Annotated in this window: 20 protein-coding genes and 1 tRNA gene; 3 read left to right on the forward strand and 18 right to left on the reverse strand. The window is 31.9% G+C overall.

What is annotated here, in order from left to right; all coding sequences use genetic code 11:
• Positions 1–10 precede the first annotated feature (10 nt).
• The 8 genes from Q9968_RS08780 to Q9968_RS08815 form a co-directional block, all read right to left on the reverse strand.
• Positions 11–331: a hypothetical protein gene (locus tag Q9968_RS08780; protein ID WP_305515503.1), complete on the reverse strand. Its 321-nt coding sequence runs from the start codon at positions 329–331 to the stop codon at positions 11–13.
• 357 nt (positions 332–688) lie between these two features.
• Positions 689–2014, reverse strand: coding sequence for a hypothetical protein (locus tag Q9968_RS08785; RefSeq protein WP_305515505.1), 1326 nt, complete (start codon positions 2012–2014; stop codon positions 689–691).
• A gap of 385 nt (positions 2015–2399) precedes the next feature.
• Entirely contained in the window at positions 2400–2903 is a 504-nt protein-coding gene (locus tag Q9968_RS08790) for a hypothetical protein (protein ID WP_305515507.1), read from the reverse strand.
• A 32-nt stretch (positions 2904–2935) separates the two neighbouring features.
• Complete coding sequence (locus tag Q9968_RS08795; protein WP_305515509.1) at positions 2936–3361, reverse strand: hypothetical protein; 426 nt, start codon at positions 3359–3361, stop codon at positions 2936–2938.
• Positions 3358–3492 carry a hypothetical protein gene (locus Q9968_RS08800; RefSeq protein WP_305515511.1) on the reverse strand — a complete coding sequence of 45 codons (135 nt, stop codon included), beginning with the start codon at positions 3490–3492 and terminating at the stop codon, positions 3358–3360. Before Q9968_RS08800 ends, Q9968_RS08795 begins: the two co-directional genes overlap by 4 nt.
• 161 nt (positions 3493–3653) lie before the next feature.
• Positions 3654–3878, reverse strand: a complete 225-nt coding sequence (locus tag Q9968_RS08805; protein WP_296890921.1) for a hypothetical protein — start codon at positions 3876–3878, stop codon at positions 3654–3656.
• Positions 3859–4161, reverse strand: a complete 303-nt coding sequence (locus Q9968_RS08810; protein WP_305515513.1) for a hypothetical protein — start codon at positions 4159–4161, stop codon at positions 3859–3861. Before Q9968_RS08810 ends, Q9968_RS08805 begins: the two co-directional genes overlap by 20 nt.
• Positions 4162–4361: 200 nt before the next feature.
• On the reverse strand, positions 4362–4520 hold the full coding sequence (locus tag Q9968_RS08815; RefSeq protein WP_305515515.1) for a hypothetical protein: 159 nt from the start codon (positions 4518–4520) through the stop codon (positions 4362–4364).
• A gap of 1274 nt (positions 4521–5794) precedes the next feature.
• On the opposite strand from Q9968_RS08815, the gene Q9968_RS08820 reads away from it, so the two are divergent.
• Positions 5795–6565 (forward strand): V4R domain-containing protein, encoded by a 771-nt coding sequence (locus Q9968_RS08820; RefSeq protein ID WP_305515517.1) that lies wholly within the window; start codon positions 5795–5797, stop codon positions 6563–6565.
• On the opposite strand, the gene cobI is transcribed toward Q9968_RS08820, so the two are convergent.
• Positions 6562–7263: a precorrin-2 C(20)-methyltransferase gene (gene cobI / locus Q9968_RS08825; protein WP_305515519.1), complete on the reverse strand. Its 702-nt coding sequence runs from the start codon at positions 7261–7263 to the stop codon at positions 6562–6564. The genes Q9968_RS08820 and cobI overlap by 4 nt on opposite strands.
• Before the next feature lie 75 nt (positions 7264–7338).
• Between cobI and Q9968_RS08830 the strand changes: the two genes are divergently transcribed.
• Positions 7339–9168, forward strand: coding sequence for a helicase C-terminal domain-containing protein (locus Q9968_RS08830; RefSeq protein ID WP_305515521.1), 1830 nt, complete (start codon positions 7339–7341; stop codon positions 9166–9168).
• Between the two features lies 1 nt (position 9169).
• Here Q9968_RS08830 and Q9968_RS08835 read toward each other — a convergent pair.
• The 9 genes from Q9968_RS08835 to Q9968_RS08875 form a co-directional block, all read right to left on the reverse strand.
• A tRNA-Arg gene (locus Q9968_RS08835) sits at positions 9170–9243 on the reverse strand.
• A 16-nt stretch (positions 9244–9259) separates the two neighbouring features.
• Positions 9260–10258: a topoisomerase IV gene (locus Q9968_RS08840; RefSeq protein WP_305515523.1), complete on the reverse strand. Its 999-nt coding sequence runs from the start codon at positions 10256–10258 to the stop codon at positions 9260–9262.
• An 11-nt stretch (positions 10259–10269) separates the two neighbouring features.
• Positions 10270–10581 carry a transcription factor S gene (locus Q9968_RS08845; protein WP_305515526.1) on the reverse strand — a complete coding sequence of 104 codons (312 nt, stop codon included), beginning with the start codon at positions 10579–10581 and terminating at the stop codon, positions 10270–10272.
• Positions 10582–10638: 57 nt separating this feature from the next.
• Positions 10639–11064 (reverse strand): NUDIX hydrolase, encoded by a 426-nt coding sequence (locus Q9968_RS08850; protein WP_305515529.1) that lies wholly within the window; start codon positions 11062–11064, stop codon positions 10639–10641.
• Positions 11065–11093: 29 nt separating this feature from the next.
• A complete protein-coding gene (locus Q9968_RS08855; RefSeq protein ID WP_305515532.1) occupies positions 11094–11372 on the reverse strand; it encodes a DNA-directed RNA polymerase subunit L in 279 nt (92 codons plus the stop codon).
• Between the two features lie 14 nt (positions 11373–11386).
• A complete protein-coding gene (locus Q9968_RS08860) occupies positions 11387–11956 on the reverse strand; it encodes an exosome complex RNA-binding protein Csl4 (protein WP_342765953.1) in 570 nt (189 codons plus the stop codon).
• A gap of 424 nt (positions 11957–12380) precedes the next feature.
• Entirely contained in the window at positions 12381–12608 is a 228-nt protein-coding gene (locus Q9968_RS08865; protein WP_342765958.1) for a DUF3800 domain-containing protein, read from the reverse strand.
• Positions 12609–13038: 430 nt separating this feature from the next.
• The gene (locus tag Q9968_RS08870) at positions 13039–13185 is read right to left on the reverse strand and encodes a hypothetical protein (RefSeq protein ID WP_305515538.1); all 147 of its coding nucleotides are present in this window, start codon (positions 13183–13185) and stop codon (positions 13039–13041) included.
• Positions 13186–13289: 104 nt separating this feature from the next.
• On the reverse strand, positions 13290–13418 hold the full coding sequence (locus Q9968_RS08875) for a hypothetical protein (RefSeq protein WP_305515540.1): 129 nt from the start codon (positions 13416–13418) through the stop codon (positions 13290–13292).
• A gap of 351 nt (positions 13419–13769) precedes the next feature.
• Between Q9968_RS08875 and Q9968_RS08880 the strand changes: the two genes are divergently transcribed.
• Positions 13770–15254 (forward strand): sodium-dependent transporter, encoded by a 1485-nt coding sequence (locus Q9968_RS08880; protein ID WP_305515542.1) that lies wholly within the window; start codon positions 13770–13772, stop codon positions 15252–15254.
• Positions 15255–15343 lie beyond the last annotated feature (89 nt).

The raw sequence follows: 15343 nt of genomic DNA on the forward strand, positions 1-15343 counted from the left end.
ACATGAATAGCTATTTAAATCCATTCAGCAATCGTCTTCTGCCTCGCCATATTAACTGACGCTGTCTTTTTCTAAGCTCTTTATATTCCCAATACATCTGTGACGTGACATGTCCATGCAGTCTTCGATACTCATCAATCCTTACAATCTCGGCCTGTACAATAGCTGATTCACCTTCATGCCAGCAGTACCATGGATGATGGCAAGGGACATCATGCTTAGAAGCCAGTCCTGTTTTGCAGTTGTTGCAGTAATCTACAAACCATAATTCTTCTTCCCTTTCCAGTTTTTCCTTTTTGGCTTCCATTATCTGTTCTTTTATAGATTTCATAACAAATCAAAAATTTATAAAAACCATAAAAACTATTGAGAAATTTTGGGATGGTTTTTTTAAATAGCTTCCAGAATCCTTTAAATCAGAAAAGAATAGCTATCATCACTTTCCAATATTATGATTTTTTAAAAAACCTTATTTTTCCAGAGTATGGGGGAAGTATTGTTAAAGTTACCTCCTCCTTATCCTGAAATACATTGGTTTTCATCAGAAAAGCCATTACCGATTCCAACTAAAAATTCTCCAATTAATCTGAAAAGGATTGTAAACAGTTTTTTATAAAAACTTTCACCAAAGTTTTTTAAAGTTTACAAGGTTTTTTCAGTTTTTCAGTTTTCATGGTTTTCCTAGTTTTTATGGTTTTTTACTTATCCATGTCGGTTTTTTTACTTCACCGTCAAAGTTCATGATACTTAACCCCTCAACAAATTTATCTTCTTTCATAATGTCTATAACCCATTCGCCAATCTCATAGCAGATATTCTCGTATATTGAATTGTCAATGTGCTTTAAGTCATAGTTGATTGATGCGACTTCACTTTTGGCCAAGTCATATACATTAGCTCTGCCGGAACGAGTCGTTACTTGAATAAAACCCTTGTCTGCCAATTCATACATGTATTTCCTGACTGATGCCTTACTTAATCCAAGATTTTGAAGTGAGAAGTATTCGTTGGTTGTAATTCCCATGTCCAATACTTCCCTGTCCTTTTTCATTCGCCAGTCTTCGATATTGTTTCTGATGTCGTTTAAAACCTCAACTGCCTTAGGGGACAGGTTTGCAGATATGCTTTCCTTGTATGGTTTTAATAAGCTCATGAATTCCTGCACATCTGCAATGTTGGTCAGAATTACTTTCTTGCCGTCAACCTCATAGACTTCATGGTTATAGTAATTCAGGGCCGTTATTGTTTTCAGTATGCCGTTGAACTTGTCAAAATCCCTTTTATAGAAAGCGGAGTCCTTCAGGAAGTTGATGACAAAGTAAACATATGGATTTATTATTGCAATGTTTTCAAATACTTCCTTAAGGTGCAAAAGCATATATGGTACCAGCTCAGCTTCCTTTTCATAATGTTTTAGGATTTTATAGCTTTTACCGTGCTTGAATTCCAATGCGCTGTTTCTTTTATTGAAGATATTCTGATTGTCCATTCTTGGAGTGATGAAAATGCTTCTGCTCATTTCCTGATCATCAAAATAATGGTTAGGCACTGTAGTGTATGTAAGACATGGCCTGCCGACAAGTTCAAGATCCTTTACTTCCCATCCACCTTCACCGTCAGGAATATTTAACGGTTTGTTTAGAAAACCGTCAGACTGCAGTTCCTTCATGAGGTTTTTGGATTCTTCCATAAAGTCATGGTCATTGTTTCCTCCCATATCCCCATAGTTAACGATTTTGCCGTCATAGAAATACTTGTCTGTTTTTGCACGATTGAATAGTGCTGCTTCAGTAATCTTTTTCTCATTGACAACAAACCTTTTAGGAATCAGTCTTAAAGCAATTTCCTGAATATGTGACTTGCCGCTGCTTGCCTCACCCAGACATATTACGGATACCGGATTTCCCAGTACAACCTGTCCTGCATATACGGTAAATGCATACAATATGTTGTTGCGTTCGCCTGCTGTAAACCATTCAACAATACTTCCGATATAAATCAAAGGTCGGGTCAATGATTGAAGTTTAGTGATAGCTTCCTTTAATTTAACACTATCCTTTTCCTGCTCGGCTTGTTTCCTGTCAGCTATTTCCAGTTCAATAACGGATAGCTCATTTTCATAGTGAAGCTGCAGGAGTTGTTTTACCTCTGCGAACTGGTTGTTGACAATCTTCGGATTTATGTCACCTTTGGGATTTACAATCTGTTTGAACTGTCTTGCGACATTACTCTGAGAAGATAATGTAGCTGGAGTTTTGTTTAAGTATTCTCCAATTTTATTACCGTCTTTATTTTTAAATACATATGTAACACTCTCTACTTTCTTTCTGTTGATAATGAGAGTTATTGTATCTTCAGTAGGTAATTCAGCTACATTACTCATTTTGTTCTTGCTCCATCTATTTTACTTGGACGTCACGTACAATGAAACTGTAATAGACATAGCTTCCGGATTTCTCTTTGACCTGAATTGTCATTTCATCTAAGCCGTTAACGAATTCACGGTATTCTGCAAGATTGACGTTTATGAGGATATTGGATTCGCCAACACTTCCAGCATTTTCAAGTTCAAGGATTGAAGTGATGAAGTCAAAGAGCACACTTCCTTTTCTGATGTTTTTGTGAAAGTCCCCATCGTTTTTGAGATTGACATTGATTTCAATGTATAATTGGTCATCATCCTGGAAGATGTAGAGTTTGAATCTGTTTACGGTTTTTTCTTCACCGTCATCATCGAAAGTGTATGATGTTACTGAAGACATTTCAGGTCTTCCTCTTAAGAGGGTTCCGTCTTCAAAGTCTCTTAATTCTGCTTTTTCATATCCTTCCGGAATTTCTACAATTTCTTCGTAATCTAATTCTGTACCTGTAAATATTGTTTGTTTAGTATTTTCAAAACTCATTTTATTTGTCTCCTAAAAAATATTAAAGAGGATTAGATATTGTCCTCTTTTAGAAATTTTGATTGGTTAACTGTTCTTTCAGCTGACATTTCTTCTGCTGACACTTCACCTGCTCCAATCAGTTCAGCTATTGCACGATTTGTTGCACGTGTTTTTGCAGTAGACATGATAGTGTGATCACTTACTTTGTCTTTACCTTTTTCAGAACGGGAGCATAGCGCATCTGATTCAACACTTCTGCCATTTGGCAATGTTGCTCTCACACAGTAGTATGCTTCTTTAATTCTACCGGTTTTTGTTCTTTCCAAATCACGGTCAACAATTGCGGTATCAACATTGAATGCTCTTGACAGCTTTTGCCATGCTGACTTTTTCTTAAAGTGTCTTTTCACTTTAACGTAGTTACCTTCTTCATCTTTTTCTTTAACGATTATTTCCTGATAGTCTGTGTCATTCAATAACCCTTTACAGAGTTTTTGATAAGCGTCCCATTGTTCATGGCCACATCCACGTCAGGGACATTATCAACTTTAACTAATTCAGTTTCCTGAGAAACCTGTGGTTCTTCTATAAGTTCTGCTTTTACCATTTTTTATCACCTTGAAAATTTTGGGAGGATTGGTTTATAATCCTCCTGTGCTTGTTGCTATTCCAATCCAGCCGATGGCTACAGCAAATATCATGCTTCCGATGAAAATCATTTATGGATTGGGATCCATCGGTTCTTCTTTTGGATATAATCTTGCTGGTTTAGGCATATTGACCAAACCTCCTTATGCAGACCTCAATAATGAAATTCAAATTGATTATTGTAGTCATTCCACCATTTCTGTGAATAACAACTGTTTTATTGTCTGGGAAATTCAATTCGTCTGATTTCATTACCGCACAATACGGATTTTCATCTGCAGATACGAATGCAATGAAATGTTCTTCATCCAGATTCCTTTGCATTTCAAGAATTGCATTTTCCATATTTCTCATCCCTTTTGTGTTTCCTGAATCCGACAATAAAAGCTTCTCCTCTTATGAATTTGATTAAACCTATATCTCCTTCAGTTGCATATTGAATTAATGACAGTAGTTTGTCATGTATTATTGTCTGGTATGCTTTTTTTCCACCATCGACCAATACGATACCGTCATCATCAATGTAGAGGATTTCCTGTTCAACGTCTCCTTTGGCAATTTTGATTTCGCCATTGTGAGTTAAAATGCCATGGAAATTATCTTCAAATTGATTAATTGAGGTTGTCATAATTTATCAACCTCATTTAATGCAATAGGTGAATAGCTATTCATTTGAATTCGCCCAAGTGTTCTATTCTATCAAATACCAGCCATATTCTAGCCCAGATGTTTTTTGGGACTAAAACATGGACTTCTCCGTTTATTTCTTGTTCCTTCATTATTCTTAGACTCCCGATTTTATCTTAAATTTTTAGTTCGTCTGCGTGTTTAATCAAGCCTTATTATCTTGATTCTGTATGATTCGAAGAATTCTCTTTCATTTCGGATGTTTTCCGATTCCTGAATTTCAGAGATAGTTTCTTCAAGTGCCCTGAAATTATTGAAAATTATTATTTCGTTGGGCCGGGGTTTTATTGCTTCACACATTTTTTGGTGTCTCCTGTTTTCCCTCATGGGGAGTTAGTGATCAACAGTCTAAAACTCAAGTGGCCAGAAGTCTTTGAAAATAAAAATAGTTTGTAGGTAAAATCAATATTCCATTCTTAATCGCAATATTTGGAACAAATATAAGTTTTGCTTTATTTAAATTGAAAATCTTTATATATTCCTTAAAATAAACTAGATATTAGGTTAAGTCTGGAAAATATTAATTTTTAACAAAGTTTGTCGGCTCTGTTTAACTATTTCTATTTTTCTCGACTGGCCTTAGGATTATATTAAAAAATAATATTTATAAGCTCGTTATTCATAATAAAATTATTTTTTTATAATCCTTTTTTATAATCTATTTTTCTCATTACTTTCTTGATATTTTACCTCTCTATATTGATTTTCAGGCCTCACCAAAAAAAGTTGTCTCTCCGTGAAATGTTGATTTCACTTCGTAAAATTGACTTCAATGGTGGAGGGTAGTTGATAGTTTGTTAATTTGGATATATAAACATTTTTATTAGTATTTATTGTTAAAATGTTCATTTTTTTGAGAAAAAATTGTGTCCATAATCCTTGTATTTTTCGAAATTTTGCTAAACATTAAAACATAAATTGTCTATAAAAAAAGTCAAATGTATAAATCAGAAATGCTTCAATAAGCATTAAATTAATGTTTCACGCCTAATAGGGTTTTATTATCCTTTTTATTATCCTGTTTATATAAATTAAATAATAGTGTCAACAAATGCCTTCCAAAAATTTTATCACTTGTAAAAAATAAAGTTTGTATCAGAGTTTTAGTGGTCCGAATCGATAAGTATCGGAACTTTTTTATTAGTTTTATACGAATTGTTTCAATAAGTGTGAATTATTGTTGGAGTATTGTATCAATTGTTATGGCTGTGAAAAACATTCCATTTAGAAAACGAACAGGAATCTTGCCATCTTAATTTCCATTTGAACCTCAGTAATAATCCCAGGATACTATTCACTTAATTTTTGGCTGGACAGGATTATAATCAATATAGGTTATAGTTTCCAGTGTTGACTGCTTATAAATTATATGCTGATGGTAGGTGATGAAAACATTTTAGTATACGAACTATTTTACATGTTTTAAACGAACAGTTCGTATTTTTAACATTATTTATCTTATTGTATGTTTAATTTTTTTTCAATATTATTGAATATTTTAGCAATTTTTGATTTTTAGATAATTTTATTAATCAATAAAATTAAATATTGTTATATCCAGTGGGGGATTAGTTATGAGCGAACAAAAACCAATTCAGATTTTTTCAAACTTGAATGAGAACATCGGTGTTAATGTTGTAAAAAGTCCAGTAAAATTGACAATTCTAGAAATGCTTAGAGATAGCGAAATGGAGTTTGAGGAAATTGTAACAAATACAGGCAAGTCAAAATCCACCGTATCAGTTCATTTAAAAAGCTTAAGAGAAAATGGGATTATTTCATACAGAGTTCATCCTATAGATAATAGAAAAAAGATATTTTTTATAAATTCCAAATATTTAGGTTCTGTAAACATATCCGAACCAAAAGAAATTGAAGAAACTAGTTCTGATTATTTAATAGAAAATATAATCGAAGGGGATGAGGAATTTTCAACATTATTGTTCCATACATTAAAAGCAATGCTTATTCAAGAAGGGGTAAACATAGATCCTATTTTACAATCAACCGGAAATAGCATTGGCAAATCTATTTTTGGAAGGTTATATGATGATGATTTATATATTTTCATGGAAAATATTGCTAATTTTTGGCAAAGAAAAGGACTCGGCAGATTAACCTTTGATGTTGGTCAGATAATTAAAATCACAACATATGATTGTTTTGAATGTAAGTTATTGCCAAGAACCGGAAAACCGGTATGCTTTTTAGACACTGGAATCTTTGAAGGTTTATTCACTAAATTCTTTAAATTGCCTGTTAGCGTAATCGAAACTCAATGTTACACTATGGGTGATGAAAAATGCGTATTTGAGATCGAACCTCAACAGGTTAAATCTCATTAATCATCAAATTTAATTATTGTGGTTGTCAAATAGGGTTTTTCATTAAAAAATCCTTCAATTATCTTTTCGTTTTCACGTGTACAATTTTGAACAGAATAGATTTTTTTAGGCCTATTTTTGGCTTCAATTGCAGATTCTAATTTAGAAGTGTTTCTTGATGCCTTCATAAGCACAATAGAATCACTATATTCTAGAACTTCTTCTAATCTATCATCTATTTTAGGAACAACAGTTAAAATATCATTCTGTTCAACAAGAGCCTCATTTTTAGCAGCGGCACAAGCCGTAAATGAAGTAATTCCAGGTACTGTTTCAATTTCATAGCTATCAATTAATCTTTTTTGCACATAAGAATAGGTGCTGAATATTGAAGTATCGCCAAGGGTTATAAATGCAACGTCTCTCCCGCTGTTTAAGTATTGTGCAATCATTTCAGATGCGCTGTCCCAAATTTTTTCAAGTTCTTTTTTATCTTCAATCATTGGAAAAATAGGCTCTACAATCATTAACCTTTTATAATCTTTTCTTTCTTTAAGTATAGGCCTTACAATAGATAATGCAATGCTCTCTTTTTCTTTTGCAGATTTTGGTGAAAATACTACTGGGACTGTTTTTAAAATATTAGCAGCTTTCAATGTTAATAATTCAGTATCTCCAGGGCCTACGCCAATTCCAATTAACTTTCCTTTCTTTGCCATATAATCACTTAAATATAATTTTGTAAAATAATTGTCTACTAATTATTTATAGTATACCTAACTAATATATTTTTAATGTCAAATTCAATGTTTTGTCCAAATTGTGGAATGCTAAAAAGCAATTGTACTTGTGGAAAGTACAATAATGATAAACCTAAGAAACCTACTAACTTATTCAGCTTTTCAAAATCTAGAAGTTCATCTATTTCAGACGATGATATTCCTGAGGTTTATTCAGCTGAGGATCACAGGCAAGATGAAGGGACGGCTGCTTATTTAAAGGAAATTTATCCTAATATCGATGAGGATATAATAGTTAATTTCCCATTCAAAGAACCGAGAATGGGGCAATTAGACATTATTCAAGACATCAATGATGCAATTAAAAGAGGATATAAATATATTATTCTAGAGGCAGGAACTGGTACAGGCAAGTCTGCAATAGCTACAACTCTTGCTAAAATGTATGGGTCAGCATATATATTGACAATGACTAAGCAATTGCAAACCCAATATTCCAATGAGTTTTCTTTTCCATTAGTTAAGGGCAGAGGAAATTTTGCATGTCTTCATGATAATTTGGAGTCAACTTGCGATATGGGGGCATGTAAAACAACACCTACATCAAGTAAATTTTTCTGTCCCTATGGGGTTGCTAAAAATCCAACATTGGATGCAGAATTGGCTTTTGAAGATTCACATGGTGGAACTATATTTTATCAATCGGATAATCACTGTCACTATTGGAATCAGAAAGCTAATGCAATAAACTCCCCAATAACATTAATGAACTATGATTATGCTATTGTTGAGTTGAATTATGTAAAACACTTCGGTACTCGCTCATTATTGATTTTAGACGAAGCTCATAATATTGAAAATAAATTAATGGCTACAATGGAAGTCAATTTGTATAATAGGACTCTTGAAAAAGACATTAATAAAATAATGTCCAGATCCATTTTGGAAGATGGTGAGCTTGAAGACTGGACAATGGAAGTTGATGCAATTAGAGACGCTTATGAAGATATTGATTTAAAAGATGTAAGTAAGAACAAGGCCGATAGGATCAAGTCAACAATTGGAAGACTTAAAACTCTCAAAAACAATCTTGAAAAAGAACCTAAGAACTGGGTCATTGATATTGATGAAACTGGTGTGTCATTTAAACCATTAAGGGTTCATCACTATGCCAAAAACAACCTGCTTAAATATGGGGATGTTGTCATATTTATGAGTGCAACAATTTTGTCCCATAAAATGTTTTCTAAATGGTTAGGTTTAAATCCAAATGAAGTTTATCACATAAAAGTCGATAGTCCATTTACAAAGGAAAAAAGGCCAATCATTCTTAATTTGGCAGGTAAAATGTCTGCAAATAGGATTAAAAAGACAGCTCCAAAAACAATTCCAATCTTGGAGGAAATCCTAAAAAAACATGAGGGGGATAAAGGTTTAATACACACCCACAGTTATAAATGCCAACAATATATTCTTAATAATTTATATAACTCAAGATTGATATCACATGCCTCAAAAAATAGGGAACAGGTACTTAATTTCTTTGAGAAAGATGAAAATCCTTTAGTGCTGGTCTCACCATCAATGAGTGAGGGTGTTGACTTGCCTTATGATAAATGCAGATTCCAGATTATTTATAAAATGCCTTTCCCATACTTAGGTGATAAACAAGTCAATATGAGGATGAAACGTGATAAAAAATGGTATGCTTATAAAACTGTAATGACATTAATGCAGGCATACGGTCGTGGAATGAGGGCTGAGGACGATTCATGTTACACCTACATTATAGATAGCGATATTAACATGTTATTTAAAAGTCCGATGTATAGATCATTAATGCCTGACTTTTTCAAAGAAGCTGTAGTTCGTATTAAAGAATAAGCGGACCTGGAGGGATTTGAACCCCCGATTTCAGGATCCGAAGTCCTGTGTCATTCCTGACTAGACCACAGGCCCATAAAAATTAAATAGATTATTTCTCTTTTGTTTTCTTATCTTTTGAATCAACAGAAATAATTTCTAAGTCATCCATATCTTCTACTTCAGCGAAAATATCATCAATGGATTCACTATCAAGTTTAGCTTGTTCATATTCCTTTTCTTCAATTTCTTCAGCAGTCAAATCTTTTTTTTCATGTGATTTTTCTTTTGCCGGCGGAATATTTTCGATATCCTCTGATTTTTCTTCAACTTCTTTAACTTTTTTAGTAGAATCAGTAGGTTTTTTAAGAGAAGATTTCAAATCATCCATATTAAATTCTCCCACCTTGTAGGAGTCCTTATCTAATGGAATTTTGCTTTTTGGGATAACTTTTGGGGATGGTTCTTCATTTTTTGGTTTAGGAGGGTCTTTTTTTTCATTTTCAATTGAATCAATGCTCTTTGTAATATTTGACAATGGATTTCCAAAATCTAATAGTTTGTATAGGCTATAAATCAATAATAATGCTCCAATTGCAAGGAATATAATAAAAGCAAAGCTGGTTTCTCCTGCAACAACATTGTCGATAATTCTTTCGCTGCGGGATTGGAAAATAAATATTGATATGATGATTAAGATCACACCTATGGCACCGCTTACAATAGCTAAAATAGGTTTTCCACCAATTTTTGCATTCATGACATTATCAAAGTTTTCACTTATTTCCCCAACGAAATCTTCATTATATTCATCGGCAATGTTTTCTTCATCGCTATCTTCAATTTTTGGGGGTTGTATAATAAAATCCTCATTAATTAGGTTTTCTTCTAAATTAATAGCACTTTCGTTTTCATCGCCTGGATGGTAAATGAATTCATCATCAATTTCTAATTTCTCAAAATCACTGTCTGAGTCTTCATTGAGATATTCGATTAGCTCGTTATCTTCTTCTATATCTCCATAATTATCGATTTCATCTTCTTCTTTGACATTATTAATCATGTCTTTGAGATTAGAAATTCTATGCTCTTTTTCTTTAGAATCTTTCATAAGCAAACCTCTTAGTCGTATGCTCTCCACGTATGCTTACATTTGGTACATGTAAAGATACGGGTAGGAGCTTCATCTGCACTGCGAGTTTGTAATAATTTATAAGTAGCTTTGTCATTTCCGCATTCCGGACAAGTTTCATTTGTAATTGGGCCAACATCAATATCCTTTCCAAGTATTTTAACATTGTCTTCAGCATTAATTTCTTTAGAAACTTCATACATGTCATTATTTTCTAATTCATTAGAATATCCACATGTTTTACATTTTAAAATGCCATCGTTAGGAAGCATCATCGCTCCACATTTTGGACAAAATTCCATATTAACTCCCCCTTTTAATACATTATATTTAAGTTAATCACTTATTTAAATATAACTTTATAAATCTATTTTTTTAGATTTAACTAAACATTCTTTTATTATTTTGCCGTGGTCAAAAGCAAGGTTGATTTCATCTAGTTTTGCTGCATTAAAAATGCCAATATCTTTAGCATCACTGGCTGCTTTACGAGCTCTAAAATCACCTTTAGCAGTATATGCAACAGTTACTGTGTGTCTTCTCGGATCCCTATCTGGTGCGGAATAAACATTGACTAAATCTTTGATTTCAACATCAATGCTGGTTTCTTCTTTCGCTTCTCTTATTGCCGCACTTTCCACACTTTCACCGTATTCGACAAATCCTCCAGGCAACGCCCAATAATCTTTAAAAGGATCATTTTTTCTTTTAATCAATATAAAATTGAAATCATCATCATAAATAAAAATATCGGTAGCTAATGAAGGAGTTTTATAATCTGCCATTAAATCACATAAAAATAAACTTATTGAAGCTATAAAGCTTCATCAAAAAGTTTTTTAAGTTCAGAGCTTTCATTTTGGAGTTCTTCAGCTGCTTTTTTCAACACGTTTCTTGGTCGTTTTCCTCTTTTGGTTTTAATAGTCATTTCAGGCTTTCCGGTAAGGGGATGATCAATGTTGTAAACAGCATATTCTACATCAGGGTTTCGCATTAAAATATGTCTTAAAGCATTGTAAACTCCATGACTTTCATCAGAAACAACAAAAGTGAGTTCCAAAGTTTTATCTTCAATAATTTCAAAATTTTCCATTTTATCAACCTTAATTAATCATTAACATAATTATTAGAAACTTTACGTCTTTCTTTTTTGTTACAAGTATTACATTGAAGTTCGCTTTCTTTTTGTGTAGTGTGCATGTAATCTCTACAACGGGTACACATTGCTTTTAAGACTCCACAGTCCTCATCAACAGTTCCCAAATCAACATTATCTCCAGTTATTTTAATCACTTTTGCTTGAATAATGTCTCCAATTCTAAAAGCGTCTGATAATTTTTCTAAGTAGTCTTTTTTTGCTTGTGAAATATGGATTGCACCCATATATGGCAGAGCTAATGGTCGTCCATTATCTTTCATACATTCAATTGTTACATTTGCTCTTTGAGGCTTGATATCGGTAATTTGACCGTAAACGATATCTCCTACTTTTAAAAGAGCAGGTTTTGCATCTGACACAACAGAAATAACCTTTCTTTTTTGATTAATTTTAACATTTCCAAGTACTGTGGATTTAATGTCACCATCATCATCATAAGTACCTTCTCCTGGGAGATACTGTTCTATAATTCCTAATTTATCTCCAGGCATTACAATTTTTTCATTTTTCATATTCAATTAAAATCACCAAAATAAAGATTTATAAAAATTTCTTTAATATAACAATTTTATTTCTGTTCATATTTAAAACTATTTGTACCTTTCAAAATGGCACTTTCAAAAACTTATGTGATTTAAATATCTGCAAGTTTTTTATTAAAAACTTTTTCTTTGGAGTTATTTTCATAATTTAAAGCTAATTAACCAATTATTTTGAAAATTTTAAATGAATAGATTAATCGAAAAAACTATTTATCCCACAAGTTTTTGAAAGAGACAAAATAGAAATTGTGGAAACATTTAAATAGTGATGCATACATAAAACATTAAGTGAAAGATTCAGAAGGTAAAAGCCTCCAAGAGGTTTAGCCTCCTTTAGCTTCGTCGCCACAGGCGACGACATTATACTGCAAGGAGGTTCTTCAATCTTCAAATACTCTTTTTATAATACATCATCAAGTAAATCAATAAATAAAAAATCATCAAATTCTATGCTTTGAAATACAGGCCATACAATAATATCTACAATTTGAAGCCCCTTATGATTTACAGAATCTTCATGTTTAATATCAACATTATAGCCATCAACATTGTCTAAGATAGGTAAAAACATGTTGTTGAAGTTATCCACATATTTTTCTTTTGATTTACACTTATCTACGATTATTATTTATTTTTAATTCTTTTGATAATTCTGAAGCTATTGTATCATAAACTTATAATCATATTATTAGCTATTATATGGTTTGGGCGTTCTATTTCCATTGAGTTCCTTGGATTTATCAATTCTTTTCTTATGTATGGTTCTAGCTTTTTTTACTAATCTATCTACATGAACTTTAATTTCATCAACATTATCATCATTATCCCACCATAGTTTTTCAGCATAATTTCACAACTCCAAATTAAGTTTCTTTTTCTGAGAATCAGAGAATCTAAATGAAATATTCAACAAAAATCCATATATCCGCCTATTTTTTGATTAATTTCATCCCACAACTCACCATTATAAATTTCAGCACAAAATTAGTTTCAGCATATGAACTGTACGATTATATGCAACATTAATCAAATCTTCAATATAATCATTAGTGACCCCTTCAAATTATCTTTCCTAATATTTTTTTGTATAAGCTAATGATGTCCAAGGATAAACCATATTCATTCAATAATTCATTACCAACAATATAATCTTGGATTTTAGCAATATCATTTATTCTAGAAACATTATCAATTTCTGCTCTCATATCATTAACATTAGAAAGAAATCTTGTAATTTCATCCTATTAAGTTAAAAGCATTACCTACACCATGAAGAGATAACTAGAAAAATCTATCATCCTCTTAAGATCTAATCTGCAATTTCTTGCTCAGCTTCTTCAAGCAAGGTTTCAAGAGTTTTTTGATGGTACCCAACATATCGATTTAGACATACCAAATACTTCGTTGAGTCGATTCTTTTATTCCATTCTCCATACAAAATCGTATAAACTTAGGATCCTTCCAGATATCATAACTGATAAGGCGATATAGACATATAAATCATTAGTTAAATATTATACGGTTCATATCTAGACTTAAAGAAATTCCTGCTTAAAACCAAATTCCCCTCCCAAATTGTCGGAGCATTAATTTTATTTCTATTTTTTAAACAGTTTACAATTTAGCTAATTCCATTTTTTTCAAACGAATATTATCCAATTAAAAAAATATCCAATTAATAAAATATTCAATAATTTTTAAATAAATACAAATCAAAATTGCCAAAATCAATACAAATAATATATAAACTTCAAAAGTAAATATAAATGTATTAATTTAATGTGATAAAATGACAGAAACTAAAAAATCAGAATGGAATAGCAATATCACATTTGTCATGGCGATGATTGGCTCTGCTGTTGGACTTGGAAACATTTGGCGTTTCCCAAATGTATTATACTCCAATGGTGGAGGATCCTTTATGATTCCTTATATCATATCATTATTCCTTTTAGGAATCTCATTCGTTCTTGTTGAATACGCTGTTGGATTCAAGTTTAAAAAATCATTAGCACAGATATTATATTTCATTAAAGAAAAATTAGAGCCAGTAGCATGGTTCGTTTTATTAATTGTGTTTTTAATAACCACCTATTACGTTTGTGTAGTGGGATGGGATTTAATTTATGTTGTATTAAGTTTAACAAAAGCATGGGGATCAAATCCTGATGTATACTTCTCAAGTAATGTATTGCAGGCAACCGATACAATTGCTGGAATAACTACTATTGTTCCAACTGTGTTAGCTTCAATATTTGTTATTTGGTTTTTATTATGGTTTATTCTTAAAAGAGATTTGAACGAAGGAATTGGCAATGTAAGTAAGATATTACTTCCAATTTTATGTGCAATTGTAGTTATAATTGTAGCATTCTCTTTAACATTGCCTGGAGCGTCAATAGGTTATACTCAGATATTTACACCTGACTGGTCCGCCCTTACTAACCTGAATGTATGGTTGGCCGCATTTGGACAAATTGTATTTTCCTTAAGTTTAGGTATGGCAATAGCTCTAACTTATGCTAGTTACTTGCCATCAGGCTCAAAATTAGTTGATAATGCAGTAGTTGTTGCCTTTTCAAACTCCGGATTTGAAATATTTAATTCAATTGGAATCTTTTCAATTTTAGGATTCATGGCAATGAGTACTGGAATTCCATTTAATAAACTTGTTACCGAAGGAACCGGACTTGCATTTGTAGTTTTCCCACAAGTATTCAATATTATGGGACCATGGGCATCTTTAATTGGGCCATTATTCTTTTTATGCATTTTATTTGCAGGACTTACCTCTGCAATGGCACTTCTTGAAGGAGTATGTTACTCAGTTTCAGAAAAATTCCTTATTGAACGTAAAAAGACTGCAACCATAGTTTGTATTATTGGATTTCTAATTTCAACAATATTTGCAACAGGAGCAGGAAGTCTTATTTTAGGAGTATTCGATGCATTCTTAAATAATTTCGCATTATTATTCGCAATACTCATTGAATGTATTATATTCGGTTGGATTTACAAGTTTGATGAGTTAATTAAAACCTTAAATGATAATTCAAGAATTAAAGTTGGTAAAACTTGGAAAGCTGTAATTAAATACATATTACCTATTTGTATATTAGGCCTTTGGATTCAAGGAGTTTATTCAACAATAACTACCGCAGATAGTAGCAGTTTGACAATCATGGCAATATTGTCTGTTATATTAATTGTTGTGCCAATTGTCTTTGCAAAATTACCTGCCCGTAACAAAAATTTCTTTAATCCAGAAAATTGATTTAAATAGTTAAATTATTAACTATTTACTTTTTTTATTTTATTTTAAACAATTTACTTCGTTTATAACTTCTTATTTTAAATATCATT

Source organism: Methanobrevibacter sp. V14 (genome assembly GCF_963082475.1).
Classification (GTDB): Archaea; Methanobacteriota; Methanobacteria; order Methanobacteriales; family Methanobacteriaceae; genus Methanocatella.

Bases quoted from the DNA above. Each gene is read 5' to 3' on its own strand.
- Q9968_RS08780 (WP_305515503.1), bottom strand. From the start codon at position 331: ATGAAATCTATAAAAGAACAGATAATGGAAGCCAAAAAGGAAAAACTG.
- Q9968_RS08790 (WP_305515507.1), bottom strand. From the start codon at position 2,903: ATGAGTTTTGAAAATACTAAACAAACAATATTTACAGGTACAGAATTA.
- Q9968_RS08800 (WP_305515511.1), bottom strand. From the start codon at position 3,492: ATGGTAAAAGCAGAACTTATAGAAGAACCACAGGTTTCTCAGGAAACT.
- Q9968_RS08805 (WP_296890921.1), bottom strand. From the start codon at position 3,878: ATGGAAAATGCAATTCTTGAAATGCAAAGGAATCTGGATGAAGAACAT.
- Q9968_RS08810 (WP_305515513.1), bottom strand. From the start codon at position 4,161: ATGACAACCTCAATTAATCAATTTGAAGATAATTTCCATGGCATTTTA.
- Q9968_RS08815 (WP_305515515.1), bottom strand. From the start codon at position 4,520: ATGTGTGAAGCAATAAAACCCCGGCCCAACGAAATAATAATTTTCAAT.
- Q9968_RS08820 (WP_305515517.1), top strand. From the start codon at position 5,795: ATGAGCGAACAAAAACCAATTCAGATTTTTTCAAACTTGAATGAGAAC.
- cobI (WP_305515519.1), bottom strand. From the start codon at position 7,263: ATGGCAAAGAAAGGAAAGTTAATTGGAATTGGCGTAGGCCCTGGAGAT.
- Q9968_RS08830 (WP_305515521.1), top strand. From the start codon at position 7,339: ATGTCAAATTCAATGTTTTGTCCAAATTGTGGAATGCTAAAAAGCAAT.
- Q9968_RS08840 (WP_305515523.1), bottom strand. From the start codon at position 10,258: ATGAAAGATTCTAAAGAAAAAGAGCATAGAATTTCTAATCTCAAAGAC.
- Q9968_RS08845 (WP_305515526.1), bottom strand. From the start codon at position 10,581: ATGGAATTTTGTCCAAAATGTGGAGCGATGATGCTTCCTAACGATGGC.
- Q9968_RS08850 (WP_305515529.1), bottom strand. From the start codon at position 11,064: ATGGCAGATTATAAAACTCCTTCATTAGCTACCGATATTTTTATTTAT.
- Q9968_RS08855 (WP_305515532.1), bottom strand. From the start codon at position 11,372: ATGGAAAATTTTGAAATTATTGAAGATAAAACTTTGGAACTCACTTTT.
- Q9968_RS08870 (WP_305515538.1), bottom strand. From the start codon at position 13,185: ATGAGAGCAGAAATTGATAATGTTTCTAGAATAAATGATATTGCTAAA.
- Q9968_RS08880 (WP_305515542.1), top strand. From the start codon at position 13,770: ATGACAGAAACTAAAAAATCAGAATGGAATAGCAATATCACATTTGTC.